We start from the raw sequence: 26,128 nt of genomic DNA, 5'->3' as shown, positions 1-26,128 counted from the left end.
TGGTCTATAAATATGAGGAGGAGCAGGAAAATGAAGAAATTTAATGTCCAAATCACATACGCTGGCATGATTGAAGAGACTATCGAGGCTGAAAGTTTAGAAGAAGCAGAAATTGAGGCGGATTTTATTGCGATATTTGAAGCATCATTTAATTATGATGAATATGAAATTAATGTAGAGGAGGCACAGGAAAATGAATAACACATTAACAATTGATCAATTACAAGAGTTATTACAAATACAAAAGGAGTTCGACGATAGAATACCAACGCTGAACTTACGAGATAGCAAAATAGCATATGTAGTTGAATTCTTTGAATGGTTTAATACATTGGAAACGTTTAAGAACTGGAAGAAGAAACCAGGTAAGCCGTTAGACGTACAACTTGATGAATTAGCTGACATGTTGGCGTTTGGATTGAGTATTGCGAATCAAGTAGGAGTGTCATCAGAAGAGATAAAAGAAGCGATTGAATCAAGTTTTAAAGATACAGAATTTCACAAAATGTTTAATTTTAAAGATAAAGAATTTGCTCAAGACGCAGTTGTTAGTACACCACAGATAATATTCAAAGAATTTTATCCCGACCAACAAGCAATTGTTATAGTGATAGACATAGCTTACAACTTATATTCTATCGACCAACTCATTGACGCATACAAAAAGAAAATGAAAAGGAACCACGAAAGACAAGATGGAACAGCAGACGCAGGAAAAGGATACGTGTAAAGACATCTTAGATCGAGTCAAGGAGGTTTTGGGGAAGTGAGCGACATGTTAGAAATATTTTTAATAGGGTTTGGCGTTTATCTCTTTTATCGCATAGCAATTATTTTTCTTAAGAGTAAAAAGACTATACACACAAACATATATGAAATGTTAATGCTTGCTACTATCTTTATGATATCTACATTTGCTTATAAACATCAAAAGACGCATATCTTAATAGCATTTTTAGTAATGTTTTTTATGAGTAAGCTCAAACAAGTTCAAGGGAGCTATGAGGAATGACACAATACTTAGTCACAACATTCAAAGATTCAACAGGACGTAAACATACACACATAACTAAAGCTAAGAGTAATCAAAGGTTTACAGTTGTTGAGGCAGAGAGTAAAGAAGAAGCGAAAGAGAAGTACGAGAAACAAGTTAAAAGGGATGCAGTTATTAAAGTGGGTCAGTTGTTTGAAAATATAAGGGAGTGTGGGAAATGATTAAAAAACTTAAAAATATGGATGGGTTCGACATCTTTATTGTTGGAATACTGTCATTATTCGGTATAACCGCATTGCTACTTGTTGTCGCATTGCCTATCTATACAGTGGCTAGTTACCAAAACAAAGAAGTACATCAAGGGACAATTACAGATAAATATAACAAAAGACAAGATAAAGAGGACAAATTCTATATTGTATTAGATGATAAACAAGTCATCGAAAACTCAGACTTATTCTTCAAAGGAAAGTTTGATAGCGCAGACATACAAGCTAGGTTAAAAGTAGGTGATAAAGTAAAAGTTAAGACGATTGGATATAGAATACACTTTTTAAATTTATATCCGGTCTTATACGAAGTAAAGAAGGTAGATAAAAAATGATTAAGCAAATACTAAGATTATTATTCTTACTAGCGATGTATGAGTTAGGTAAGTATGTAACTGAGCAAGTATATATTATGATGACGGCTAATGATGATGTAGAGGCGCCGAGTGATTACGTCTTTCGAGCGGAGGTAAGTGAGTGATGTGGATTACTATGACTATTGTATTTGCTATATTGCTATTAGTTTGTATCAGTATTAATAGTGATCGTGCAAGGGAGATACAAGCGCTCAGATATATGAATGATTATCTACTTGATGAAGTAGTTAAAACTAAAGGATACAACGGGTTAAAAGAATACAGGATTGAATTAAAGCGAATAAATAACGATATTAAAAAGTAATTTATATTATCGGAGGTATTGCATTGAATGATAAAGATTGAGAAACACGATATCAAAAAGCTTGAAGAATACATTCAGCACATCGATAACTATCGAAGAGAGTTGAAGATGCGAGAATATGAATTACTTGAAAGTCATGAACCAGATAATGCGGGAGCTGGCAAAAGTAATTTGCCGGGTAACCCGATTGAACGATGTGCAATAAAGAAGTTTAGTGATAACAGGTACAATACATTAAGAAATATAGTTAACGGTGTAGATAGATTGATAGATGAAAGTGATGAGGATACGCTTGAGTTATTAAGGTTTAGATATTGGGATTGTCCTATTGGTTGTTATGAATGGGAAGATATAGCACATTACTTTGGTACAAGTAAGACAAGTATATTACGTAGAAGGAATGCACTGATCGATAAGTTAGCAAAGTATATTGGTTATGTGTAGCGGACTTTTACCCTATGTAAGTCCGCATTAAAACAGTTTATTATGTTAGTATCAGATTAATATTTAAAGTTATTAAATGCTAATACGACGCATGAACAAGAGGCGCATCACTATGTGATGTGTCTTTTTATTTATGAGGTATGAACATGTTCAAACTAATAGTAAATACATTACTACACATCAAGTATAGATGAGTCTTGATACTACTTAAGTTATATAAGGTGAAACATTATGATGACTAAAGACGAACGCATACGATTCTATAAGTCTAAAGAATGGCAAACAACAAGAAAAAGAGTGCTAGAAAGAGATAATTATGAATGTCAACAATGTAAGAGAGACGGCAAGTTAACGACATATGACAAAAGCAAGCGTAAGTCGTTGGATGTAGATCATATATTATCGCTAGAACATCATCCGGAGTTTGCTCATGACTTAAACAATTTAGAAACACTATGTATTAAATGTCACAACAAAAAAGAAAAGAGATTTATAAAAAAAGAAAATAAATGGAAAGACGAAAAATGGTAAATACCCCCGGGTCAAAAAAATCAAAAGCGATCAAAATACTTGGGGAACGGGCAGGGGCTCGACTTCGCGATAATTTTAAAAATCCATGTATAACCCCCCCTCTTATAACCATTTTAAGGCAGGTGATGAAATGGAGATTATAGTTGATGAAAACTTAGTGCTTAAAGAAAAAGAAAGGCTGCAAGTATTATATAAAGACATACCTAGCAATAAATTAAAAGTAGTTGATGGTTTAATTATTCAAGCAGCAAGGCTACGTGTAATGCTTGATTACATGTGGGAAGACATAAAAGAAAAAGGTGACTATGATTTATTTACTCAATCTGAAAAGGCGCCACCATATGAAAGGGAAAGACCAGTAGCCAAACTATTTAATGCTAGAGATGCTGCATATCAAAAAATAATCAAACAATTATCGGATTTATTGCCCGAAGAGAAAGAAGACACAGAAACGCCATCTGATGATTACCTATGATTAGTAATAAATACGTTGATGAATATATAAATTTGTGGAAACAAGGAAAGATAATTTTAAATAAAGAAAGAATTGATCTCTTTAATTATCTACAAAAACATATATATTCACGAGATGATGTATATTTTGATGAACAGAAAATCGAGGATTGTATCAAATTTATTGAAAAATGGTATTTTCCAACATTACCATTTCAAAGGTTTATCATAGCTAATATATTTCTTATAGATAAAAATACAGATGAAGCTTTCTTTACAGAATTTGCTATTTTCATGGGACGTGGAGGCGGGAAAAACGGTCTAATAAGTGCTATTAGTGATTTTCTTTCTACGCCCTTACACGGAGTTAAAGAATATCACATCTCCATTGTTGCTAATAGTGAAGATCAAGCAAAAACATCGTTTGATGAAATCAGAACCGTTTTAATGGATAACAAACGAAATAAGACGGGTAAAACGCCAAAAGCTCCTTATGAAGTTAGTAAAGCAAAAATAATAAACCGTGCAACTAAATCGGTTATTCGATATAACACATCAAACACAAAAACCAAAGACGGTGGACGTGAGGGGTGTGTTATTTTTGATGAAATTCATTATTTCTTTGGTCCTGAAATGGTAAACGTCAAACGTGGTGGATTAGGTAAAAAGAAAAATAGAAGAACGTTTTATATAAGTACTGATGGTTTTGTTAGAGAGGGTTATATCGATGCAATGAAGCACAAAATTGCAAGTGTATTAAGTGGCAAGGTTAAAAATAGTAGATTGTTTGCTTTTTATTGTAAGTTAGACGATCCAAAAGAAGTTGATGACAGACAGACGTGGGAAAAGGCGAACCCAATGTTACATAAACCGTTATCAGAATACGCTAAAACACTGCTAAGTACGATTGAAGAAGAATATAACGATTTACCATTCAACCGTTCAAATAAGCCCGAATTCATGACTAAGCGAATGAATTTGCCTGAAGTTGACCTTGAAAAAGTAATAGCACCATGGAAAGAAATACTAGCGACTAATAGAGAGATACCAAATTTAGATAATCAAATGTGTATTGGTGGTTTAGACTTTGCAAACATTCGAGATTTTGCAAGTGTAGGGCTATTATTCCGAAAAAACGATGATTACATTTGGTTAGGACATTCGTTTGTAAGACAAGGGTTTTTGGATGATGTCAAATTAGAACCTCCTATTAAAGAATGGGAAAAAATGGGATTATTGACCATTGTCGATGATGATGTCATTGAAATTGAATATATAGTTGATTGGTTTTTAAAGGCTAGAGAAAAATATGGGCTTGAAAAAGTCATAGCTGATAATTATAGAACTGATATTGTAAGACGTGCGTTTGAGGATGCTGGCATAAAACTTGAAGTACTTAGAAATCCAAAAGCAATACATGGATTACTTGCACCACGTATCGATACAATGTTTGCGAAACATAACGTAATATATGGAGACAATCCTTTGATGCGTTGGTTTACTAATAATGTTGCAGTAAAGGTTAAACCCGATGGTAATAAAGAATATATTAAAAAAGATGAAAATAGAAGAAAAACCGATGGGTTCATGGCTTTTGTTCACGCATTATATAGAGCAGACGATATAGTAGACAAAGACATGTCTAAAGCGCTTGATGCATTAATGAGTATAGATTTCTAATAGAGGAGGTGAGACATGAGTATTCTAGAAAAGATATTTAAAACTAGGAAAGATATAACATATATGCTTGATTTAGATATGATAGAAGATCTATCACAACAAGCGTATGTGAAACGTTTAGCGATTGATAGTTGTATTGAATTTGTTGCGCGAGCTGTCGCTCAAAGTCATTTTAAAGTATTGGAAGGTAATAGAATTCAAAAGAATGATGTTTACTACAAGTTAAATATAAAACCAAATACTGACTTATCAAGCGATAGTTTTTGGCAACAAGTTATATATAAACTAATTTATGATAACGAGGTTTTAATCGTAGTAAGTGACAGCAAAGAATTACTTATCGCAGATAGCTTTTACAGAGAAGAGTACGCTTTGTATGATGATATATTCAAAGATGTAACGGTTAAAGATTATACTTATCAACGTACTTTCACAATGCAAGAGGTCATATATTTAAAGTACAACAACAATAAAGTGACACACTTTGTAGAAAGTCTATTCGAAGATTACGGGAAAATATTCGGAAGAATGATAGGTGCACAATTAAAAAACTATCAAATAAGAGGGATTTTGAAATCTGCCTCTAGCGCATATGACGAAAAGAATATAGAAAAATTACAAGCGTTCACAAATAAATTATTCAATACTTTTAATAAAAATCAACTAGCAATCGCGCCTTTGATAGAAGGTTTTGATTATGAGGAATTATCTAATGGTGGTAAGAATAGTAACATGCCTTTTTCTGAATTGAGTGAGCTAATGAGAGATGCAATAAAAAATGTTGCGTTGATGATTGGTATACCTCCAGGTTTGATTTACGGAGAAACAGCTGATTTGGAAAAAAACACGCTTGTATTTGAGAAGTTCTGTTTAACACCTTTATTAAAAAAGATTCAGAACGAATTAAACGCGAAACTCATAACACAAAGCATGTATTTGAAAGATACAAGAATAGAAATTGTCGGTGTGAATAAAAAAGACCCACTTCAATATGCTGAAGCAATTGACAAACTTGTAAGTTCTGGTTCATTTACAAGGAATGAGGTGCGGATTATGTTAGGTGAAGAACCATCAGACAATCCTGAATTAGACGAATACCTGATTACTAAAAACTACGAAAAAGCTAACAGTGGTGAAAATGATGAAAAAGAAAAAGATGAAAACACTTTGAAAGGTGGTGATGAAGATGAAAGCGGAGATTAAAGGCGTCATCGTTTCCAACGAAGATAAATGGGTTTACGAAATGCTTGGTATGGATTCGACTTGTCCTAAAGATGTTTTAACACAACTAGAATTTAGTGATGAAGATGTTGATATTATAATTAACTCAAATGGTGGTAACCTAGTAGCTGGTAGTGAAATATATACACATTTACATTTAAGAGCTCATAAAGGCAAAGTGAATGTTCGTATCACAGCAATAGCAGCAAGTGCGGCATCGCTTATCGCAATGGCTGGTGACCACATCGAAATGAGTCCGGTTGCTAGAATGATGATTCACAATCCTTCAAGTATTGCGCAAGGAGAAGCGAAAGATCTAAATCATGCTGCAGAAACATTAGAACATGTTGGTCAAATAATGGCTGAGGCATATGCGGTTAGAGCTGGTAAAAACAAACAAGAACTTGTAGAAATGATGGCTAGGGAAACGTGGCTAAATGCTGATGAAGCCATTGAACAAGGTTTTGCGGATAGTAAAATGTTTGAAAACGACAATATGCAAATTGTAGCAAGCAATACACAAGTGTTATCGAAAGATGTATTAAATCGTGTAACAGCTTTGGTAAGTAAAACGCCAGAGGTTAACATTGATATTGACGCAATAGCAAATAAAGTAATTGAAAAAATAAATATGAAAGAAAAGGAATCAGAAATCGATGTTGCAGATAGTAAAGTATCAGCAAATGGATTTTCAAGATTCCTTTTTTAATACAAAAAATAGGAGGTCATAAAATGACTATAAATTTATCGGAAACATTCGCAAATGCGAAAAACGAATTTATTAATGCAGTAAACAACGGTGAACCGCAAGAAAGACAAAATGAATTGTACGGTGACATGATTAACCAACTATTTGAAGAAACTAAATTACAAGCAAAAGCAGAAGCTGAAAGAGTTTCTAGTTTACCTAAATCAGCACAATCTTTGAGTGCAAACCAAAGAAGTTTCTTCATGGATATCAATAAAAACGTTAACTATAAAGAAGAAAAACTTTTGCCAGAAGAAACAATTGATAGAATTTTTGAAGATTTGACGACGAATCATCCGTTATTAGCTGATTTAGGTATTAAAAACGCTGGTTTGCGTTTGAAGTTCTTAAAATCTGAAACTTCTGGCGTAGCCGTTTGGGGTAAAATCTATGGTGAAATTAAAGGTCAATTAGATGCTGCGTTCAGTGAAGAAACAGCAATTCAAAATAAATTGACAGCGTTTGTTGTTTTACCAAAAGATTTAAATGATTTTGGTCCTGCGTGGATTGAAAGATTTGTTCGTGTTCAAATCGAAGAAGCATTTGCAGTGGCGCTTGAAACTGCGTTCTTAAAAGGTACTGGTAAAGACCAACCAATCGGCTTAAACCGTCAAGTACAAAAAGGTGTATCGGTAACTGAGGGTGCTTATCCAGAGAAAGAAGAACAAGGTACGCTTACATTTGCTAATCCGCGCGCTACAGTTAATGAATTGACGCAAGTGTTTAAATACCACTCAACTAACGAGAAAGGTAAATCAGTAGCGGTTAAAGGTAATGTAACAATGGTTGTTAATCCGTCCGATGCTTTTGAGGTTCAAGCACAGTATACACATTTAAATGCAAATGGCGTATATGTTACTGCTTTACCATTTAATTTGAATGTTATCGAGTCTACAGTCCAAGAAGCAGGTAAGGTTTTAACGTACGTTAAAGGTTTATATGATGGTTATTTAGCTGGTGGTATTAATGTTCAGAAATTTAAAGAAACACTTGCGTTAGATGATATGGATTTATACACTGCAAAACAATTTGCTTACGGCAAAGCGAAAGATAATAAAGTTGCTGCTGTTTGGAAATTAGATTTAAAAGGACATAAGCCAGCTTTAGAAGGTACCGAAGAAACACTATAAAATTTTATGAGGTGATAAAATGGTGAAATTTAAAGTTGTTAGAGCTTTTAAAGACATAGAGCACAATCAACACAAGTACAAAGTAGGGGAGTTGTATCCAGCTGAAGGGTATAACAATCCTCGTGTTGAATTGTTGACAAATCAAATCAAAAATAAGTACGACAAAGTTTATATCGTACCTTTAGATAAGCTGACAAAACAAGAATTATTAGAACTATGCGAATCATTACAAAAAAAAGCGTCTAGTTCAATGGTTAAAAGTGAAATCGTCGACTTATTGAATGGTGAAGACAATGACGATTGATGATTTGCTTGTCAAATTTAAATCACTTGAAAAGATTGACCATAATTCAGAGGATGAGTACTTAAAGCAGTTGTTAAAAATGTCGTACGAGCGTATAAAAAATCAGTGCGGAGTTTTTGAATTAGAGAATTTAATAGGTCAAGAATTGATACTTATACGCGCTAGATATGCTTATCAAGATTTATTAGAACACTTCAACGATAATTACAGACCTGAAATAATAGATTTTTCGTTATCTCTAATGGAGGTATCAGAAGATGAAGAAAGTGTTTAAAAAACCTAGAATTACAACTAAACGTTTAAATACTCGTGTTCATTTTTATAAGTATACTGAAAATAATGGTCCAGAAGCTGGAGAAAAAGAAGAAAAATTATTATATAGCTGTTGGGCGAGTATTGATGGTGTCTGGTTACGTGAATTAGAACAAGCTATCTCAAACGGAACCCAAAATGACATTAAATTGTATATTCGTGATCCGCAAGGTGATTATTTACCCAGTGAAGAACATTATCTTGAAATTGAATCAAGATATTTCAAAAATCGTTTGAATATAAAGCAAGTATCACCAGATTTGGATAATAAAGACTTTATTATGATTCGTGGAGGATATAGTTCATGAGTGTGAAAGTGATAGGTGATAAAGCATTAGAAAGAGAATTAGAAAAACGTTTTGGCATAAAAGAGATGGTAAAAGTTCAAGATAAGGCGCTAATAGCTGGTGCTAAGGTAATTGTTGAAGAAGTAAAAAAACAACTAAAGCCCTCAAAAGATACGGGAGCATTAATTAATGAGGTAAGTTTTAGTAAACCTGAATGGATAAACGGAAAACGTACAATTACTGTTTATTGGCGAGGTTCTAAAGACCGTTATAAAATCGTACATTTAATTGAATATGGACACGTTCAAAAAGGAACAGGTAAATTTATCAAACCTAAAGCTATGGGCGGTGTTAATAGAGCAATAAGACAAGGGCAAAATAAGTATTTTGAGACGCTAAAAAGGGAGTTGAAAAAATTGTGATTGATATTTTGTACAAAGTTCATGAAGTGATTAGTCAAGACAGAATTATTAGAGAGCACGTAAATATCAATAATATTAAGTTCAATAAATACCCTAATGTAAAAGATACTGATGTACCTTTTATTGTTATTGACGATATCGACGACCCAATACCTACAACTTATACTGACGGAGATGAGTGTGCATATAGTTATATTGTCCAAATAGATGTTTTTGTTAAGTACAATGATGAATATAATGCGAGAATCATAAGAAATAAGATATCTAATCGCATTCAAAAGTTATTATGGTCTGAACTAAAAATGGGAAATGTTTCAAATGGAAAACCGGAATATATAGAAGAATTTAAAACATATAGAAGCTCTCGCGTTTACGAGGGCATTTTTTATAAGGAGGAAAATTAAATGGCAGTAAAACATGCAAGTGCGCCAAAGGCGTATATTAACATTACTGGTTTAGGTTTCGCTAAATTAACGAAAGAAGGCGCGGAATTAAAATATAGTGATATTACAAAAACAAAAGGATTACAAAAAATTGGTGTTGAAACTGGTGGAGAACTTAAAACAGCTTATGCTGATGGCGGTCCAATTGAATCAGGGAATACAGACGGAGAAGGTAAAATCTCATTACAAATGCATGCGTTCCCTAAAGAGATTCGCAAAATTGTTTTTAATGAAGATTATGATGAAGATGGCGTTTACGAAGAGAAACAAGGTAAACAAAACAATTACGTAGCTGTATGGTTCAGACAAGAGCGTAGAGACGGTACATTTAGAACAGTTTTATTACCTAAAGTTATGTTTACAAATCCTAAAATCGATGGAGAAACGGCTGAGAAAGATTGGGATTTCTCAAGTGAAGAGGTTGAAGGTGAGGCACTTTTCCCTTTAGTTGATAATAAAAAGTCAGTACGTAAGTATATCTTTGATTCAGCTAACATGACAAATCATGATGGAGACGGTGAAAAAGGCGAAGAGGCTTTCTTAAAGAAAATTTTAGGCGAAGAATATACTGGAAACGTGACAGAGGATAGCGAAGAAACTTTGTAACGAAACCGGCTTCATCGGAAACTGCGGTAAAGTCGGTTAATATACCAGATAGCATTAAAACACTTAAAGTTGGCGACACATACGATTTAAATGTTGTAGTAGAGCCATCTAATCAAAGTAAGTTATTGAAATACACAACAGATCAAACGAATATTGTATCAATCAATAGTGATGGTCAAGTTACTGCGGAAGCACAAGGCATTGCTACGGTTAAAGCAACAGTTGGTAATATGAGTGACACTATAACAATAAATGTAGAAGCATAAGAGGGGGCAACCCCTCTATTTTATTTGAAAATAAGGAGAGTATTATAAAATGGCAAAATTAAAACGTAACATTATTCAATTAGTAGAAGACCCGAAAGCAAATGAAATTAAATTACAAACGTACTTAACACCACACTTCATTTCATTTGAAATTGTATACGAAGCAATGGATTTAATCGATGATATTGAGGACGAAAATAGCACGATGAAACCAAGAGAAATCGCTGACAGATTGATGGATATGGTTGTAAAAATTTACGATAACCAATTCACAGTTAAAGACCTAAAAGAACGTATGCATGCACCTGATGGAATGAATGCACTTCGTGAACAAGTAATTTTCATTACTCAAGGTCAGCAAACTGAGGAAACTAGAAATTTTATCCAGAACATGAAATAAAGCCTGAAGATTTAACATATAAAGCAATGTTGAAAAATATGGATACTCTCATGATGGACTTAATTGAAAATGGTAAAGACGCTAACGAAGTTTTAAAAATGCCATTTCATTATGTACTTTCCATATATCAAAATAACAACAATGACATTTCTGAAGAAAAAGCAGAGGCTTTAATTGATGCGTTTTAACCTTAACCGTTTGGTTAGGGTTATTTTTTTGAACTTTTTTAGAAAGGAGGTAAAAAATGGGAGAAAGAATAAAAGGTTTATCTATAGGTTTGGATTTAGATGCAGCAAATTTAAATAGATCATTTGCAGAAATCAAACGAAACTTTAAAACTTTAAATTCTGACTTAAAGTTAACCGGTAACAACTTCAAATATACCGAAAAATCAACTCATAGTTACAAACAAAGGATTAAAGAACTTGATGGAACTATCACAGGTTATAAGAAAAACGTTGATGATTTAGCCAAGCAATATGGCAAGGTATCTCAAGAACAGGGCGAAAACAGCGCGGAAGCTCAAAAATTACGACAAGAATATAACAAACAAGCAAATGAGCTGAATTTTTTAGAAAAAGAACTAGAAAAAACAACAACTGAGTTTGAAGAGTTCAAAAAAGCTCAAGTTGAAGCTCAAAGAATGGCAGAAAGTGGCTGGGGAAAAACCAGTAAAGTTTTTGAAAGTATGGGACCTAAATTAACAAAAATGGGTGATGGTTTAAAATCCATTGGTAAAGGTTTGATGATTGGTGTTACCGCACCTGTTTTAGGTATTGCAGCAGCATCAGGAAAAGCTTTTGCAGAAGTTGATAAAGGTTTAGATACAGTTACCCAAGCAACAGGAGCAACCGGCGGAGAGCTTAAGAAGTTGCAGAATTCATTTAAAGATGTTTATGGCAACTTTCCAGCAGATGCTGAGACTGTAGGCGGTGTTTTAGGGGAAGTTAACACAAGGTTAGGTTTCACTGGCAAAGAACTTGAGAGTGCCACAGAGTCATTCTTGAAATTTAGTCACATAACAGGTTCTGAAGGCGTACAAGCCGTTCAATTAATTACGCGTGCAATGGGTGATGCAGGTATTGAAGCTGATGAGTATCAAAGTGTACTTGATATGGTAGCGAAAGCAGCACAGGCTAGCGGTATAAGTGTTGATACATTAGCTGATAGCATTACTAAATACGGTGCTCCAATGAGGGCTATGGGCTTTGAGATGAAAGAATCAATCGCTTTATTCTCTCAATGGGAGAAATCAGGTGTTAATACTGAAATAGCCTTCAGTGGTTTGAAAAAAGCTATATCCAATTGGGGTAAAGCTGGTAAAAATCCAAGAGAAGAATTTAAGAAGACATTAGCAGAAATTGAAAAGACGCCGGATATAGCTAGCGCAACAAGTTTAGCGATTGAAGCATTTGGTGCAAAAGCAGGTCCTGATTTAGCAGATGCTATTAAAGGTGGTCGTTTTAGTTATCAAGAATTTTTAAAAACTATCGAAGATTCCCAAGGCACAGTAAATCAAACGTTTAAAGATTCTGAAAGTGGCTCCGAAAGATTTAAAGTAGCAATGAATAAATTAAAATTAGTAGGTGCTGATGTATGGACTTCTATTGAAAGTGCGTTTGCACCAGTAATGGAAGAATTAATCAAAAAGCTATCTATAGCGGTTGATTGGTTTTCCAATTTAAGTGATGGTTCTAAAAGATCAATTGTTATTTTCGGTGGTATTGCTGCTGCAATTGGTCCTGTAGTTTTTGGATTAGGCGCATTTATAAGTACAATTGGCAATGCAGTAACTGTATTAGCCCCACTATTAGCTGGTATTGCAAAGGCTGATGGATTAATTAGTTTTTTATCGACTAAAGTACCTATATTAGGAACTGTCTTCACGGCTTTAACTGGTCCAATTGGCATTGTATTAGGTGTTTTGGCTGGCTTAGCAGTCGCATTTACAATTGCTTATAAGAAATCTGAAACTTTCAGAAATTTTGTTAATGGTGCAATTGAAAGTGTTAAACAAACATTTAGTAATTTTATTCAATTTATTCAACCTTTCATTGATTCTGTTAAAAACATCTTTAAACAAGCGATATCAGCAATAGTTGATTTTGCTAAAGATATTTGGAGTCAAATTAATGGATTCTTTAATGAAAACGGAATTTCTATTGTTCAAGCGCTTCAAAATATATGCAATTTTATCAAAGCTATATTTGAATTTATTATAAATTTTGTAATTAAACCAATCATGTTCGCGATTTGGCAAGTGATGCAATTTATTTGGCCGGCGGTTAAAGCTTTAATTGTCAGTACTTGGGAGAATATAAAAGGTGTGATACAAGGAGCTTTAAATATCATACTAGGTTTAATTAAGTTCTTCTCAAGTTTATTTACTGGAGATTGGCGAGGAGTTTGGGATGCGATTGTTATGATTCTTAAAGGAGTCGTTCAATTAATATGGAATTTAATTCAATTATGGTTTGTAGGCAAAATACTTGGCGTTGTTAGGTACTTTGGCGGATTGCTAAAAGGATTAATAGCAGGTATTTGGGACGTAATAAAAAGTATATTCAGTAAATCTTTATCAGCAATTTGGAATGCGACAAAAAGTATTTTTGGATTCTTATTTAATAGTGTCAAATCAATTTTCACGAATATGAAAAATTGGTTATCTAATACTTGGAGTAGTATCCGTACGAATACGATAGGAAAAGCGCAGTCATTATTTAGTGGCGTCAAATCAAAATTTACTAATTTATGGAATGCGACGAAAGAAATTTTTAGTAATTTAAGAAATTGGATGTCAAATATTTGGAATTCCATTAAAGATAATACGGTAGGAATTGCTAGCCGTTTATGGAGTAAGGTACGTGGAATTTTTACAAATATGCGTGACGGCTTACAAAGTATTATCAGCAAAATTAAAAGTCATATCGGCGGTATGGTAGATGCTATTAAAAAAGGACTTAATAAATTAATCGACGGTTTAAACTGGGTCGGTGGTAAGTTGGGCATGGATAAAATACCTAAGTTACATACTGGTACAGAGCACACACATACTACTACAAGATTAGTTAAGAACGGTAAGATTGCACGTGACACATTCGCTACAGTTGGAGATAAGGGACGCGGAAATGGTCCAAATGGTTTTAGAAACGAAATGATTGAATTCCCTAATGGTAAACGTGTAATCACACCAAATACAGATACTACTGCTTATTTACCTAAAGGCTCAAAAGTATATAACGGTGCACAAACTTATTCAATGTTAAACGGAACTCTTCCAAGATTTAGTTTAGGTACTATGTGGAAAGATATTAAGTCCGGTGCATCATCAGCATTTAACTGGACAAAAGATCAAATAGGTAAAGGTACCAAATGGCTTGGCGATAAAGTTGGCGATGTTTTAGATTTTATTGAAAATCCAGGAAAACTTTTAAATTATATACTTGAAGCTTTTGGAATTGATTTCAATTCTTTAACTAAAGGAATGGGAATTGCAGGCGACATAACAAAAGCTGCATGGTCTAAGATTAAGAAAAGTGCTACTGATTGGATAAAAGAAAATTTAGAAGCTATGGGCGGTGGCGATTTAGTCGGCGGAATATTAGACCCTGACAAAATTAATTATCATTATGGACGTACCGCAGCTTATACCGCTGCAACTGGAAGACCATTTCATGAAGGTGTCGATTTTCCATTTGTATATCAAGAAGTTAGAACGCCTATGGGTGGTAGACTTACAAGAATGCCGTTTATGTCTGGTGGTTATGGTAACTATGTAAAAATTACTAGTGGCGTTATCGATATGCTATTTGCGCATTTGAAAAACTTTAGCAAATCACCACCTAGTGGCACGATGGTAAAGCCCGGCGATGTTGTTGGTTTAACTGGTAATACCGGATTTAGTACAGGACCACACTTACATTTTGAAATGAGGAGAAACGGACGCCATTTTAACCCTGAACCATATTTAAGAAATGCAAAGAAAAAAGGTAGGTTATCAATTGGTGGCGGTGATGCTACTTCTGGAAGTGGTGCAACTTATGCCAGCCGAGTAATCCGACAAGCGCAAAGTATTTTAGGAGGACGTTATAAAGGTAAGTGGATTCATGACCAGATGATGCGAGTTGCAAAGCGTGAAAGCAACTATCAATCAAATGCAGTGAATAATTGGGATATTAATGCTCAAAGAGGAGACCCGTCTAGAGGATTATTCCAAATTATCGGCTCAACTTTTAGAGCTAACGCTAAACGAGGGTACACTAATTATAATAATCCAGTACATCAAGGTATCTCAGCAATGCAGTACATTGTTAGACGATATGGTTGGGGTGGTTTTAAACGTGCTGGTGATTACGCATATGCTACAGGTGGAAAAGTTTTTGATGGTTGGTATAACTTAGGTGAAGACGGTCATCCAGAATGGATTATTCCAACAGATCCAGCTCGTAGAAATGATGCAATGAAGATTTTGCATTATGCAGCAGCAGAAGTAAGAGGGAAAAAAGCGAGTAAAAATAAGCGTCCTAGCCAATTATCAGACTTAAACGGGTTTGATGATCCTAGCTTATTATTGAAAATGATTGAACAACAGCAACAACAAATAGCTTTATTACTGAAAATAGCACAATCTAACGATGTGATTGCAGATAAAGATTATCAGCCGATTATTGACGAATACGCTTTTGATAAAAAGGTGAACGCGTCTATAGAAAAGCGAGAAAGGCAAGAATCAACAAAAGTAAAGTTTAGAAAAGGAGGAATTGCTATTCAATGATAGACACTATTAAAGTGAACAACAAAACAATTCCTTGGTTGTATGTCGAAAGAGGGTTTGAAATACCCTCTTTTAATTATGTTTTAAAAACAGAAAATGTAGATGGACGTTCGGGGTCTATATATAAAGGGCGTAGGCTTGAATCTTATAGTTTTGATATACCTTTGGTGGTACGTAATGACTATTTATCTCACAACGGCATTAAAACACATGATGACGTCTTGAATGAATTAGTAAAGTTTTTTAACTACGAGGAACAAGTTAAATTACAATTCAAATCTAAAGATTGGTACTGGAACGCTTATTTCGAAGGACCAATAAAGCTGCACAAAGAATTTACAATACCTGTTAAGTTCACTATCAAAGTAGTACTAACAGACCCTTACAAATATTCAGTAACAGGAAATAAAAATACTGCGATTTCAGACCAAGTTTCAGTTGTAAATAGTGGGACTGCTGACACTCCTTTAATTGTTGAAGCCCGAGCAATTAAACCATCTAGTTACTTTATGATTACTAAAAATGATGAAGATTATTTTATGGTTGGTGATGATGAGGTAACCAAAGAAGTTAAGGATTACATGCCTCCTGTTTATCATAGTGAGTTTCGTGATTTCAAAGGTTGGACTAAGATGATTACTGAAGATATTCCAAGTAATGACTTAGGTGGTAAGGTCGGGGGTGACTTTGTGATATCCAATCTTGGCGAAGGATATAAAGCAACTAATTTTCCTGATGCAAAAGGTTGGGTTGGTGCTGGCACGAAACGAGGGCTCCCTAAAGCGATGACAGATTTTCAAATTACCTATAAATGTATTGTTGAACAAAAAGGTAAAGGTGCCGGAAGAACAGCACAACATATTTATGATAGTGATGGTAAGTTACTTGCTTCTATTGGTTATGAAAATAAATATCATGATAGAAAAATAGGACATATTGTTGTTACGTTGTATAACCAAAAAGGAGACCCCAAAAAGATATACGACTATCAGAATAAACCGATAATGTATAACTTGGACAGAATCGTTGTTTATATGCGGCTCAGAAGAGTAGGTAATAAATTTTCTATTAAAACTTGGAAATTTGATCACATTAAAGACCCAGATAGACGTAAACCTATTGATATGGATGAGAAAGAGTGGATAGATGGCGGTAAGTTTTATCAGCGTCCAGCTTCTATCATAGCTATCTATAGTGCGAAGTATAACGGTTATAAGTGGATGGAGATGAATGGATTAGGTTCATTCAATACGGAGATTCTACCGAAACCGAAAGGCGCAAGGGATGTCATTATACAAAAAGGTGATTTAGTGAAAATAGATATGCAAGCAAAAAGTGTTGTCATCAATGAGGAACCAATGTTGAGCGAGAAATCGTTTGGAAGTAATTATTTCAATGTTGATTCTGGGTACAGTGAATTAATCATACAACCTGAAAACGTCTTTGATACGACGGTTAAATGGCAAGATAGATATTTATAGAAAGGAGATGAGAGTGTGATACATGTTTTAGATTTTAACGACAAGATTATAGATTTCCTTTCTACTGATGACCCTTCCTTAGTTAGAGCGATTCATAAACGTAATGTTAATGACAATTCAGAAATGCTTGAACTGCTCATATCATCAGAAAGAGCTGAAAAGTTCCGTGAACGACATCGTGTTATTATAAGGGATTCAAACAAACAATGGCGTGAATTTATTATTAACTGGGTTCAAGATACGATGGACGGCTACACAGAGATAGAATGTATAGCGTCTTATCTTGCTGATATAACAACAGCTAAACCGTATGCACCAGGAAAATTTGAGAAAAAGACAACTTCAGAAGCATTGAAAGATGTGTTGAGCGATACAGGTTGGGAAGTTTCTGAACAAACCGAATACGATGGCTTACGTACTACGTCATGGACTTCTTATCAAACTAGATATGAAGTTTTAAAGCAATTATGTACAACCTATAAAATGGTTTTAGATTTTTATATTGAGCTTAGCTCTAATACCGTCAAAGGTAGATATGTAGTACTCAAAAAGAAAAACAGCTTATTCAAAGGTAAAGAAATTGAATATGGTAAAGATTTAGTCGGGTTAACTAGGAAGATTGATATGTCAGAAATCAAAACAGCATTAATTGCTGTGGGACCTGAAAATGACAAAGGGAAGCGTTTAGAGCTAGTTGTGACAGATGACGAAGCGCAAAGTCAATTCAACCTACCTATGCGCTATATTTGGGGGATATATGAACCACAATCAGATGATCAAAATATGAATGAAACACGATTAAGTTCTTTAGCCAAAACAGAGTTAAATAAACGTAAGTCGGCAGTTATGTCATATGAGATTACTTCTACTGATTTGGAAGTTACGTATCCGCACGAGATTATATCAATTGGCGATACAGTCAGAGTAAAACATAGAGATTTTAACCCGCCATTGTATGTAGAGGCAGAAGTTATTGCTGAAGAATATAACATAATTTCAGAAAATAGCACATATACATTCGGTCAACCTAAAGAGTTCAAAGAATCAGAATTACGAGAAGAGTTTAACAAGCGATTAAACCTAATACACCAAAAATTAAACGACAATATTAGCAATATCAATACTATAGTAAAAGATGTTGTAGATGGTGAATTAGAATACTTTGAACGCAAAATTCATAAAAGTGATACACCGCCAGAAAATCCAGTCAATGATACGCTTTGGTATGATACAAGTAACCCTGATGTTGCTGTCTTGCGTAGATATTGGAATGGTCGATGGATTGAAGCAACACCAAATGATGTTGAAAAATTAGGTGGTATAACAAGAGAGAAAGCGCTATTCAGTGAATTAAACAATATTTTTATTAATTTATCTATACAACACGCTAGTCTTTTGTCAGAAGCTACAGAATTACTGAATAGCGAGTACTTAGTAGATAATGATTTGAAAGCGGACTTACAAGCAAGTTTAGACGCTGTGATTGATGTTTATAATCAAATTAAAAATAATTTAGAATCTATGACACCCGAAACTGCAACGATTGGTCGGTTGGTAGATACAAAAACTTTATTTCTTGAGTATAGAAAGAAATTACAAGATGTTTATACAGATGTAGAAGATGTCAAAATCGCCATTTCAGATAGATTTAAATTATTACAGTCACAATACACTGATGAAAAATATAAAGAAGCGTTGGAAATAATAGCAACAAAATTTGGTTTAACGGTGAATGAAGATTTGCAGTTAGTCGGAGAACCTAATGTTGTTAAATCAGCTATTGAAGCAGCTAGAGAATCCACAAAAGAACAATTACGTGACTATGTAAAAACATCGGACTATAAAACAGACAAAGACGGTATTGTTGAACGTTTAGATACTGCTGAAGCTGAGAGAACGACTTTAAAAGGTGAAATCAAAGATAAAGTTACGTTAAACGAATATCGAAACGGATTGGAAGAACAAAAACAATATACTGATGACCAGTTAAGTGATTTGTCCAATAATCCTGAGATTAAAGCAAGTATTGAACAAGCAAATCAAGAAGCGCAAGAAGCTTTAAAATCATACATTGATGCTCAAGATAATCTTAAAGAGAAGGAATCGCAAGCGTATGCTGATGGTAAAATTTCGGAAGAAGAGCAACGCGCTATACAAGATGCTCAAGCTAAACTTGAAGAGGCAAAACAAAACGCAGAACTAAAGGCTAGAAACGCTGAAAAGAAAGCTAATGCTTATACAGACAACAAGGTCAAAGAAAGCACAGATGCACAGAGGAGAACACTGACTCGCTATGGTTCTCAAATTATACAAAATGGTAAGGAAATCAAATTAAGAACTACTAAAGAAGAGTTTAATGCAACCAATCGTACACTTTCAAATATATTAAACGAGATTGTCCAAAACGTTACAGATGGAACAACAATCAGATATGATGATAACGGAGTGGCTCAAGCTTTAAATGTGGGGCCACGTGGTATTAGATTAAATGCTGATAAAATTGATATTAACGGTAATAGAGAAATAAACCTTCTTATCCAAAATATGCGAGATAAAGTAGATAAAACCGATATTGTCAACAGCCTTAATTTATCAAGAGAGGGTCTTGATATCAATGTTAATAGAATTGGAATTAAAGGCGGTAACAATAACAGATATGTTCAAATACAGAATGATTCTATTGAACTAGGTGGTATTGTGCAACGAACTTGGAAAGGCAAACGATCAACCGATGATATATTCACACGTCTTAAAGATGGACATCTAAGGTTTAGAAATAATACCGCAGGCGGTTCACTTTATATGTCACATTTTGGTATTTCAACATATATTGATGGAGAAGGCGAAGACGGAGGTTCATCCGGTACTATTCAATGGTGGGATAAAACTTACAGTGATAGCGGTATGAATGGCATAACAATCAATTCCTATGGTGGTGTCGTTGCACTAACGTCAGATAATAATCGGGTTGTTCTGGAGTCTTACGCTTCATCGAATATCAAAAGCAAACAGGCACCGGTGTATTTATATCCAAACACAGACAAAGTGCCTGGATTAAACCGATTTGCATTCACGCTGTCTAATGCAGATAATGCTTATTCGAGTGACGGTTATATTATGTTTGGTTCTGATGAGAACTATGATTACGGTGCGGGTATCAGGTTTTCTAAAGAAAGAAATAAAGGTCTTGTTCAAATTGTTAATGGACGATATGCAACAGGTGGAGATACAACAATCGAAGCAGGGTATGGCAAATTTAATATGCTGAAACGACGTGATGGTAATAGGTATATTCATATACAGAGTACAGACCTACTGTCTGTAGGTTCAGATGATGCAGGAGATAGGATAGCTTCTAACTCAATTTATAGACGTACTTATTCGGCCGCAGCTAATTTGCATATTACTTCTGCTGGCACAATTGGGCGTTCGACATCAGCGCGTAAATACAAGTTATCTATCGAAAATCAATATAACGATAGAGATGAACAACTGGAACATTCAAAAGCTATTCTTAACTTACCTATTAGAACGTGGTTTGATAAAGCTGAGTCTGAAATTTTAGCTAGAGAGCTGAGAGAAGATAGAAAATTATCGGAAGACACCTATAAACTTGATAGATACGTAGGTTTGATTGCTGAAGAGGTGGAGAATTTAGGATTAAAAGAGTTTGTCACGTATGATGACAAAGGAGAAATTGAAGGTATAGCGTATGATCGTCTATGGATTCATCTTATCCCTGTTATCAAAGAACAACAACTAAGAATCAAGAAATTGGAGGAGTCAAAGAATGCAGGATAACAAACAAGGATTACAAGCTAATCCTGAATATACAATTCATTATTTATCACAGGAAATTATGAGGTTAACACAAGAAAACGCGATGTTAAAAGCGTATATACAAGAAAATAAAGAAAATCAACAATGTGCTGAGGAAGAGTAATCTTTAGCACTATTTTTATACAAAAATTTAAGGAGGTCATTTAATTATGGCAAAAGAAATTATCAACAATACAGAAAGGTTTATTTTAGTACAAATCGACAAAGAAGGTACAGAACGTGTAGTATATCAAGATTTCACAGGAAGTTTTACAACTTCTGAAATGGTTAACCATGCTCAAGATTTTAAATCTGAAGAAAACGCTAAGAAAATTGCGGAGACGTTAAATTTGTTATATCAATTAACTAACAAAAAACAACGTGTGAAAGTAGTTAAAGAAGTAGTTGAAAGATCAGATTTATCTCCAGAGGTAACAGTTAACACTGAAACAGTATGAAAAGCTATGAGTTAGATACTCATAATCTTTATTCTTTTAGAAAGCGGGTGTACTGAATTGGGGTGGTTCAAAAAACACGAACATGAATGGCGCATCAGAAGGTTAGAAGAGAATGATAAAACAATGCTCAGCACACTCAACGAAATTAAATTAGGTCAAAAAACCCAAGAGCAAGTTAACATTAAATTAGATAAAACCTTAGATGCTATTCAAAAAGAAAGAGAAATAGATGAAAAGAATAAGAAAGAAAATGATAAGAACATACGTGATATGAAAATGTGGGTGCTTGGTTTAGTTGGGACAATATTTGGGTCGCTAATTATAGCATTATTGCGTATGCTTATGGGCATATAAGAGAGGTGAATAAAATGTTTAAACTAATCTTTGGTTATAGTTTCTGGACATGTTTTTGGTTCGGTAAATGTAAATAAGTTTTAGTCAGTGCTTCGGTACTGACTTTTTATTTATTGTTGTAATTATGGTAATATGCAGAAGTGAGCAAGTTGGATAGATGGTGGCTATCTGAGTATAAGGAGGTGGTGCCTATGGTGGCATTACTGAAATCTTTAGAAAGGAGACGCCTAATGATTACAATTAGTACCATGTTGTAGTTTGGTTTATTCCTTATTGCATTGATAGGTCTAGTAATCAAGCTTATTGAATTAAGCAATAAAAAATAACCATCGCTAACTTTGGCTGGTTTCGATGGTTAAATGGTTATTAATTTAATCTTTAATCTAAAATAGCCACCGTCTTTTTAACGGGCTCATTAGGGTAACATGTTTGCGCATGTTGCCCTTTTTCTATATATAAATTAACACACCATAATATAAATATCAAATAGACGGCTTATTAGTCGTCTTTTTATTTTGGGTAAAAGGAGATAAGAATATGATTAATTGGAAAATTAGAATGAAACAAAAATCATTTTGGGTAGCGATATTGTCAGCTATCTTTTTATTTGCTCAAAACATCGCAAAAGCTATTGGGTATGATATCCAAGTTTATACAGAGCAATTAACAGACGGTTTAAACGCTATATTAGGATTTTTAGTATTAACTGGTGTGATTCAAGACCCGACTACTAAAGGTATAGGTGATAGCCACCAAGCTTTAGAATATGAAGAACCAAGAAGAAAATACTAGGAGGTAAAATAATGAAAACATACAGTGAAGCAAGAGCAAGGTTACGTTGGTATCAAGGTAGATATATTGATTTTGACGGTTGGTATGGTTACCAATGTGCAGATTTAGCAGTTGATTACATTTATTGGTTGTTAGAAATTAGAATGTGGGGAAATGCAAAAGATGCAATCAATAACGATTTTAAAAACATGGCAACAGTATATGAAAACACACCATCGTTTGTTCCACAAATAGGTGATGTGGCTGTATTTACCAAAGGAATATATAAACAATACGGTCATATTGGTTTAGTGTTTAATGGTGGTAATACAAACCAATTTTTAATTTTGGAACAGAACTATGACGGTAACGCAAATACGCCTGCAAAGTTACGTTGGGATAATTATTACGGCTGTACTCACTTTATTAGACCTAAGTATAAAAGTGAGGGCTTAATGAATAAGATCACAAATAAAGTTAAACCACCTGCTCAAAAAGCAGTCGGTAAATCTGCAAGTAAAATAACAGTTGGAAGTAAAGCGCCTTATAACCTTAAATGGTCAAAAGGTGCTTATTTTAATGCGAAAATCGACGGCTTAGGTGCTACTTCAGCCACTAGATACGGTGATAATCGTACTAACTATAGATTCGATGTTGGACAGGCTGTATACGCGCCTGGAACATTAATATATGTGTTTGAAATTATAGATGGTTGGTGTCGCATTTATTGGAACAATCATAATGAGTGGATATGGCATGAGAGATTGATTGTGAAAGAAGTGTTTTAATTCTTAGGTTAAAATGTTAAATATTTGTTAATTATTTTTTAATGTAATTTTAGTTTCTTTTAATATTTTATTGATTTTTAATATTTTCTCAATATAAAATGAAGTTGTTGATATTTATCATCTTAAATAAGGGTGTTAGCTATAAAAAGAGATAAATAAAAACAAATATATTATATTTGGAGGAAGCGCCATGCTCAAAAGAGGTTTATTATTTTTAACTGTTTTATTGTTATTATTCTCATTTTCTTCAATTACTAATGAGGTAAGTGCATCAAGTTCATTCGACAAAGGAAAATATAAAAAAGGCGATGACGCGAGTTATTTTGAACCAACAGGCCCGTATTTGATGGTAAATGTGACTGGAGTTGATGGTAAAGGAAATGAATTGCTATCCCCTCATTATGTCGAGTTTCCTATTAAACCTGGGACTACACTTACAAAAGAAAAAATTGAATACTATGTCGAATGGGCATTAGATGCGACAGCATATAAAGAGTTTAGAGTAGTTGAATTAGATCCAAGCGCAAAGATCGAAGTCACTTATTATGATAATAATAAGAAAAAAGAAGAAACGAAGTCTTTCCCTATAACAGAAAAAGGTTTTGTTGTCCCAGATTTATCAGAGCATATTAAAAACCCTGGATTCAACTTAATTACAAAGGTTATTATAGAAAAGAAATAAAACAAAATAGTTGTTTATTATAGAAAGCAATGTCTTGATTGAATATGTGTAGTGAAAATTATCTTTCATCAAATTCTCATTCATGCACGAATGGTTCTTCCCCACCTAATCAGATATTAGGTGACTTATGGGGAGAAATCAGTTAGGATGAAAAAGTGGATAATCCTTTTTTAGGCAGGTACTTCGGTACTTGCCTATTTTTTTATGTTATAATCTTTCTAGACGTATTCAAGGGACGTCTAGAAAGATTGTATGTTATAGCTAGCTTTCGGGCTAGTTTTTTGTTATGATGTGTTACACATGCATCAACTATTTACATCTATCCTTGTTCACCCAAGCATGTCACTGGGTGTTTTTCTTATGATAGAGAGCATAGTTTTCATACTACTCCCTCGTAGTATATATGACTTTAGCATTCCCGTATAATAGTTTACGGGGTGCTTTTTATGTTATAATTAACTGTATATAGTAGGAGTGAACTATATAGCCTGTTAAGTGGCCTAGTAACCTAACACTTATCCTGCAATTGATATCCTTTTTGCCCTTCACTCGATACATATATCTCAACAACATAGAAATATTACAGTCGCTACACCGCATCTTAAATGGTGTGGTTATTTTTATTGGAAGTGTGTATCAGGTATCAGTAATGTTAAAACACCAGCTAAAAATGAAAAGAATTCACCAGTGCCAGCAGGTTATACACTCGATAAAAACAATGTACCGTATAAAAAAGAGACTGGTTATTACACAGTTGCCAATGTTAAAGGTAATAACGTGAGGGATGGCTATTCAACTAATTCAAGAATTACAGGTGTATTACCCAATAACGCAACTATCAAATATGACGGCGCATATTGCATTAATGGCTATAGATGGATTACTTATATTGCTAATAGTGGACAACGTCGTTATATAGCGACAGGAGAGGTAGACAAGGCAGGTAATAGAATAAGCAGTTTTGGTAAGTTTAGTGCAGTTTGATAATTAGATATATATAAAGGTTTGGCAAGTTATGAAATGTCTGCCAAACCTTTATATAAAAAAGAAATATCTACCTTTTAATTTATGTAACTACTATTAGTATGCATATTCATTAGTTTTTCCAGGACCATTAATTACATAAGATGATTTAGACTCTCCTTTTTTAAAGAAGTATGTTTTATACATTTTACCTAGTAACTCAACATTTTTTCTATCTTCAGCAAGTGGTGTATTCAGATATACTGTATAGTAACCTTTATTTTCAGTTAAAATAACCATTTTTTCAAATTGAGCAGAATTTTTTGTGCCTTTCTTTAAATAATTTCTCAAACGTTCATCTAATTTTCCTAGCGTTGTAGGAAGACCACTATTTTTAAATGATTCTTTATAAGCTTTTTCTTTCTCTAACATTTTCTTATTTGATTCTATTTCTTCATTTGTAGGAAACGGTTCAAAAGTAAAAGCTTTCGCTGAATGATGGTGTGTACTGATTCCTGCCGTTAAAAAACTTAATGCTAAAACTGTTGTTGCTAATTTCTTTTTCATAATGATGTTAATTCTCCTTAAATTCTATATTTAAATTTATAGTTAGTTTTGCGAAATTCCTAAAATGAGTTTAATCTAATCGACGAAATATATTAATTAACTTGAAATTAATAAAAGATTAATTATTTTTAACTAAAAATTAAAATTCAATTAGTGTTTTGATGAATTTGGTCTCGATAAATTGAAATAATCTAAAAAACGCTATAATTTTTCTATTAATAGTAATTAATATGTGCTATATTTATCTTAGACACAGCAATGTGTTCAAATTTTCATCTAT

Annotated in this window: 34 protein-coding genes and 2 pseudogenes; 34 read left to right on the top strand and 2 right to left on the bottom strand. The window is 33.7% G+C overall.

Annotated features, from left to right (window positions below):
- The first annotated feature begins 30 nt into the window (after positions 1 to 30).
- From HMPREF2658_RS14725 to pepG1, 30 genes and pseudogenes are all read left to right on the top strand, one after another.
- Positions 31 to 201, top strand: coding sequence for a hypothetical protein (locus HMPREF2658_RS14725; RefSeq protein WP_000714403.1), 171 nt, complete (start codon positions 31 to 33; stop codon positions 199 to 201).
- On the top strand, positions 194 to 730 hold the full coding sequence (locus HMPREF2658_RS10585) for a dUTP diphosphatase (RefSeq protein WP_001066447.1): 537 nt from the start codon (positions 194 to 196) through the stop codon (positions 728 to 730). The genes HMPREF2658_RS14725 and HMPREF2658_RS10585 overlap by 8 nt, the downstream gene beginning before the upstream one ends.
- Before the next feature lie 36 nt (positions 731 to 766).
- On the top strand, positions 767 to 1,012 hold the full coding sequence (locus HMPREF2658_RS10580; protein ID WP_001282074.1) for a hypothetical protein: 246 nt from the start codon (positions 767 to 769) through the stop codon (positions 1,010 to 1,012).
- Positions 1,009 to 1,215, top strand: a complete 207-nt coding sequence (locus HMPREF2658_RS10575) for a DUF1381 domain-containing protein (protein ID WP_000195803.1) — start codon at positions 1,009 to 1,011, stop codon at positions 1,213 to 1,215. The genes HMPREF2658_RS10580 and HMPREF2658_RS10575 overlap by 4 nt, the downstream gene beginning before the upstream one ends.
- Positions 1,212 to 1,598: a hypothetical protein gene (locus tag HMPREF2658_RS10570; protein ID WP_000592207.1), complete on the top strand. Its 387-nt coding sequence runs from the start codon at positions 1,212 to 1,214 to the stop codon at positions 1,596 to 1,598. Before HMPREF2658_RS10575 ends, HMPREF2658_RS10570 begins: the two co-directional genes overlap by 4 nt.
- Positions 1,595 to 1,744, top strand: coding sequence for a transcriptional activator RinB (rinB, locus tag HMPREF2658_RS10565; RefSeq protein ID WP_000595265.1), 150 nt, complete (start codon positions 1,595 to 1,597; stop codon positions 1,742 to 1,744). The genes HMPREF2658_RS10570 and rinB overlap by 4 nt, the downstream gene beginning before the upstream one ends.
- Positions 1,744 to 1,944: a DUF1514 family protein gene (locus HMPREF2658_RS10560; RefSeq protein ID WP_001622114.1), complete on the top strand. Its 201-nt coding sequence runs from the start codon at positions 1,744 to 1,746 to the stop codon at positions 1,942 to 1,944. Before rinB ends, HMPREF2658_RS10560 begins: the two co-directional genes overlap by 1 nt.
- A 27-nt stretch (positions 1,945 to 1,971) precedes the next feature.
- Positions 1,972 to 2,388 carry a hypothetical protein gene (locus HMPREF2658_RS10555; protein ID WP_000590122.1) on the top strand — a complete coding sequence of 139 codons (417 nt, stop codon included), beginning with the start codon at positions 1,972 to 1,974 and terminating at the stop codon, positions 2,386 to 2,388.
- A 231-nt stretch (positions 2,389 to 2,619) separates the two neighbouring features.
- Positions 2,620 to 2,919, top strand: a complete 300-nt coding sequence (locus HMPREF2658_RS10550; protein WP_000988336.1) for an HNH endonuclease — start codon at positions 2,620 to 2,622, stop codon at positions 2,917 to 2,919.
- A gap of 130 nt (positions 2,920 to 3,049) precedes the next feature.
- Positions 3,050 to 3,394 (top strand): hypothetical protein, encoded by a 345-nt coding sequence (locus HMPREF2658_RS10545; RefSeq protein ID WP_000402904.1) that lies wholly within the window; start codon positions 3,050 to 3,052, stop codon positions 3,392 to 3,394.
- Positions 3,391 to 5,052 (top strand): terminase large subunit, encoded by a 1,662-nt coding sequence (locus tag HMPREF2658_RS10540; protein WP_000625088.1) that lies wholly within the window; start codon positions 3,391 to 3,393, stop codon positions 5,050 to 5,052. The genes HMPREF2658_RS10545 and HMPREF2658_RS10540 overlap by 4 nt, the downstream gene beginning before the upstream one ends.
- A gap of 15 nt (positions 5,053 to 5,067) precedes the next feature.
- The gene (locus HMPREF2658_RS10535) at positions 5,068 to 6,255 is read left to right on the top strand and encodes a phage portal protein (RefSeq protein ID WP_000025274.1); all 1,188 of its coding nucleotides are present in this window, start codon (positions 5,068 to 5,070) and stop codon (positions 6,253 to 6,255) included.
- Positions 6,239 to 6,982 (top strand): head maturation protease, ClpP-related, encoded by a 744-nt coding sequence (locus HMPREF2658_RS10530; RefSeq protein ID WP_070854405.1) that lies wholly within the window; start codon positions 6,239 to 6,241, stop codon positions 6,980 to 6,982. Before HMPREF2658_RS10535 ends, HMPREF2658_RS10530 begins: the two co-directional genes overlap by 17 nt.
- A 23-nt stretch (positions 6,983 to 7,005) precedes the next feature.
- Entirely contained in the window at positions 7,006 to 8,151 is a 1,146-nt protein-coding gene (locus tag HMPREF2658_RS10525; RefSeq protein WP_000154559.1) for a phage major capsid protein, read from the top strand.
- A 19-nt stretch (positions 8,152 to 8,170) separates the two neighbouring features.
- Positions 8,171 to 8,455 carry a Sec62 family protein translocation protein gene (locus HMPREF2658_RS10520; protein WP_000238236.1) on the top strand — a complete coding sequence of 95 codons (285 nt, stop codon included), beginning with the start codon at positions 8,171 to 8,173 and terminating at the stop codon, positions 8,453 to 8,455.
- Positions 8,445 to 8,729, top strand: coding sequence for a phage head-tail adapter protein (locus tag HMPREF2658_RS10515; RefSeq protein WP_000150936.1), 285 nt, complete (start codon positions 8,445 to 8,447; stop codon positions 8,727 to 8,729). Before HMPREF2658_RS10520 ends, HMPREF2658_RS10515 begins: the two co-directional genes overlap by 11 nt.
- Positions 8,713 to 9,075 carry a phage head completion protein gene (locus HMPREF2658_RS10510; RefSeq protein ID WP_000755150.1) on the top strand — a complete coding sequence of 121 codons (363 nt, stop codon included), beginning with the start codon at positions 8,713 to 8,715 and terminating at the stop codon, positions 9,073 to 9,075. Before HMPREF2658_RS10515 ends, HMPREF2658_RS10510 begins: the two co-directional genes overlap by 17 nt.
- A complete protein-coding gene (locus tag HMPREF2658_RS10505; RefSeq protein WP_000114227.1) occupies positions 9,072 to 9,476 on the top strand; it encodes an HK97 gp10 family phage protein in 405 nt (134 codons plus the stop codon). The genes HMPREF2658_RS10510 and HMPREF2658_RS10505 overlap by 4 nt, the downstream gene beginning before the upstream one ends.
- Positions 9,473 to 9,880, top strand: a complete 408-nt coding sequence (locus tag HMPREF2658_RS10500) for a hypothetical protein (RefSeq protein WP_000565498.1) — start codon at positions 9,473 to 9,475, stop codon at positions 9,878 to 9,880. The genes HMPREF2658_RS10505 and HMPREF2658_RS10500 overlap by 4 nt, the downstream gene beginning before the upstream one ends.
- Complete coding sequence (locus tag HMPREF2658_RS10495) at positions 9,881 to 10,525, top strand: major tail protein (RefSeq protein ID WP_000268733.1); 645 nt, start codon at positions 9,881 to 9,883, stop codon at positions 10,523 to 10,525.
- 41 nt (positions 10,526 to 10,566) lie between these two features.
- A complete protein-coding gene (locus tag HMPREF2658_RS14350; RefSeq protein WP_071621395.1) occupies positions 10,567 to 10,791 on the top strand; it encodes an Ig-like domain-containing protein in 225 nt (74 codons plus the stop codon).
- 49 nt (positions 10,792 to 10,840) lie between these two features.
- Positions 10,841 to 11,191, top strand: a complete 351-nt coding sequence (gene gpG, locus HMPREF2658_RS10490) for a phage tail assembly chaperone G (RefSeq protein WP_001096355.1) — start codon at positions 10,841 to 10,843, stop codon at positions 11,189 to 11,191.
- Positions 11,192 to 11,241: 50 nt separating this feature from the next.
- Positions 11,242 to 11,379, top strand: a complete 138-nt coding sequence (gpGT, locus tag HMPREF2658_RS14720) for a phage tail assembly chaperone GT (protein ID WP_176747428.1) — start codon at positions 11,242 to 11,244, stop codon at positions 11,377 to 11,379.
- Positions 11,380 to 11,435: 56 nt separating this feature from the next.
- Positions 11,436 to 15,965: a phage tail tape measure protein gene (locus HMPREF2658_RS10485; protein WP_001796452.1), complete on the top strand. Its 4,530-nt coding sequence runs from the start codon at positions 11,436 to 11,438 to the stop codon at positions 15,963 to 15,965.
- The gene (locus tag HMPREF2658_RS10480; RefSeq protein ID WP_000567408.1) at positions 15,962 to 17,446 is read left to right on the top strand and encodes a phage distal tail protein; all 1,485 of its coding nucleotides are present in this window, start codon (positions 15,962 to 15,964) and stop codon (positions 17,444 to 17,446) included. Before HMPREF2658_RS10485 ends, HMPREF2658_RS10480 begins: the two co-directional genes overlap by 4 nt.
- A 15-nt stretch (positions 17,447 to 17,461) precedes the next feature.
- Positions 17,462 to 21,247 carry a phage tail spike protein gene (locus HMPREF2658_RS10475; protein WP_000582165.1) on the top strand — a complete coding sequence of 1,262 codons (3,786 nt, stop codon included), beginning with the start codon at positions 17,462 to 17,464 and terminating at the stop codon, positions 21,245 to 21,247.
- Entirely contained in the window at positions 21,237 to 21,389 is a 153-nt protein-coding gene (locus tag HMPREF2658_RS10470) for a hypothetical protein (RefSeq protein ID WP_001153681.1), read from the top strand. Before HMPREF2658_RS10475 ends, HMPREF2658_RS10470 begins: the two co-directional genes overlap by 11 nt.
- Before the next feature lie 46 nt (positions 21,390 to 21,435).
- Complete coding sequence (locus HMPREF2658_RS10465; protein WP_001040261.1) at positions 21,436 to 21,723, top strand: hypothetical protein; 288 nt, start codon at positions 21,436 to 21,438, stop codon at positions 21,721 to 21,723.
- A gap of 57 nt (positions 21,724 to 21,780) precedes the next feature.
- Entirely contained in the window at positions 21,781 to 22,077 is a 297-nt protein-coding gene (locus tag HMPREF2658_RS10460) for a DUF2951 domain-containing protein (RefSeq protein WP_000539688.1), read from the top strand.
- A gap of 191 nt (positions 22,078 to 22,268) precedes the next feature.
- Positions 22,269 to 22,403, top strand: a pseudogene (gene pepG1 / locus HMPREF2658_RS14345) (type I toxin-antitoxin system toxin PepG1).
- Positions 22,404 to 22,455: 52 nt separating this feature from the next.
- Here pepG1 and HMPREF2658_RS10455 read toward each other — a convergent pair.
- Positions 22,456 to 22,563 (bottom strand): hypothetical protein, encoded by a 108-nt coding sequence (locus tag HMPREF2658_RS10455; protein WP_001791821.1) that lies wholly within the window; start codon positions 22,561 to 22,563, stop codon positions 22,456 to 22,458.
- 51 nt (positions 22,564 to 22,614) lie between these two features.
- Between HMPREF2658_RS10455 and HMPREF2658_RS10450 the strand changes: the two genes are divergently transcribed.
- From HMPREF2658_RS10450 to HMPREF2658_RS14630, 4 genes and pseudogenes are all read left to right on the top strand, one after another.
- Complete coding sequence (locus tag HMPREF2658_RS10450; RefSeq protein ID WP_000611512.1) at positions 22,615 to 22,869, top strand: phage holin; 255 nt, start codon at positions 22,615 to 22,617, stop codon at positions 22,867 to 22,869.
- An 11-nt stretch (positions 22,870 to 22,880) separates the two neighbouring features.
- Positions 22,881 to 23,636, top strand: a complete 756-nt coding sequence (locus tag HMPREF2658_RS10445) for a CHAP domain-containing protein (protein ID WP_000861038.1) — start codon at positions 22,881 to 22,883, stop codon at positions 23,634 to 23,636.
- Between the two features lie 190 nt (positions 23,637 to 23,826).
- Entirely contained in the window at positions 23,827 to 24,318 is a 492-nt protein-coding gene (sak, locus tag HMPREF2658_RS10440; RefSeq protein WP_070854403.1) for a staphylokinase, read from the top strand.
- Between the two features lie 645 nt (positions 24,319 to 24,963).
- Positions 24,964 to 25,302: pseudogene (locus HMPREF2658_RS14630) on the top strand (SH3 domain-containing protein); the annotation flags it as partial.
- A gap of 96 nt (positions 25,303 to 25,398) precedes the next feature.
- Here HMPREF2658_RS14630 and HMPREF2658_RS10430 read toward each other — a convergent pair.
- Positions 25,399 to 25,848 (bottom strand): chemotaxis-inhibiting protein CHIPS, encoded by a 450-nt coding sequence (locus tag HMPREF2658_RS10430; protein ID WP_000727649.1) that lies wholly within the window; start codon positions 25,846 to 25,848, stop codon positions 25,399 to 25,401.
- Positions 25,849 to 26,128: the final 280 nt, after the last annotated feature.

The organism is Staphylococcus sp. HMSC062H10, from assembly GCF_001836945.1.
In the GTDB taxonomy this organism is placed as follows: domain Bacteria; phylum Bacillota; class Bacilli; order Staphylococcales; family Staphylococcaceae; genus Staphylococcus; species Staphylococcus aureus.
This window is presented reverse-complemented; position numbering and strand designations above follow the sequence as displayed.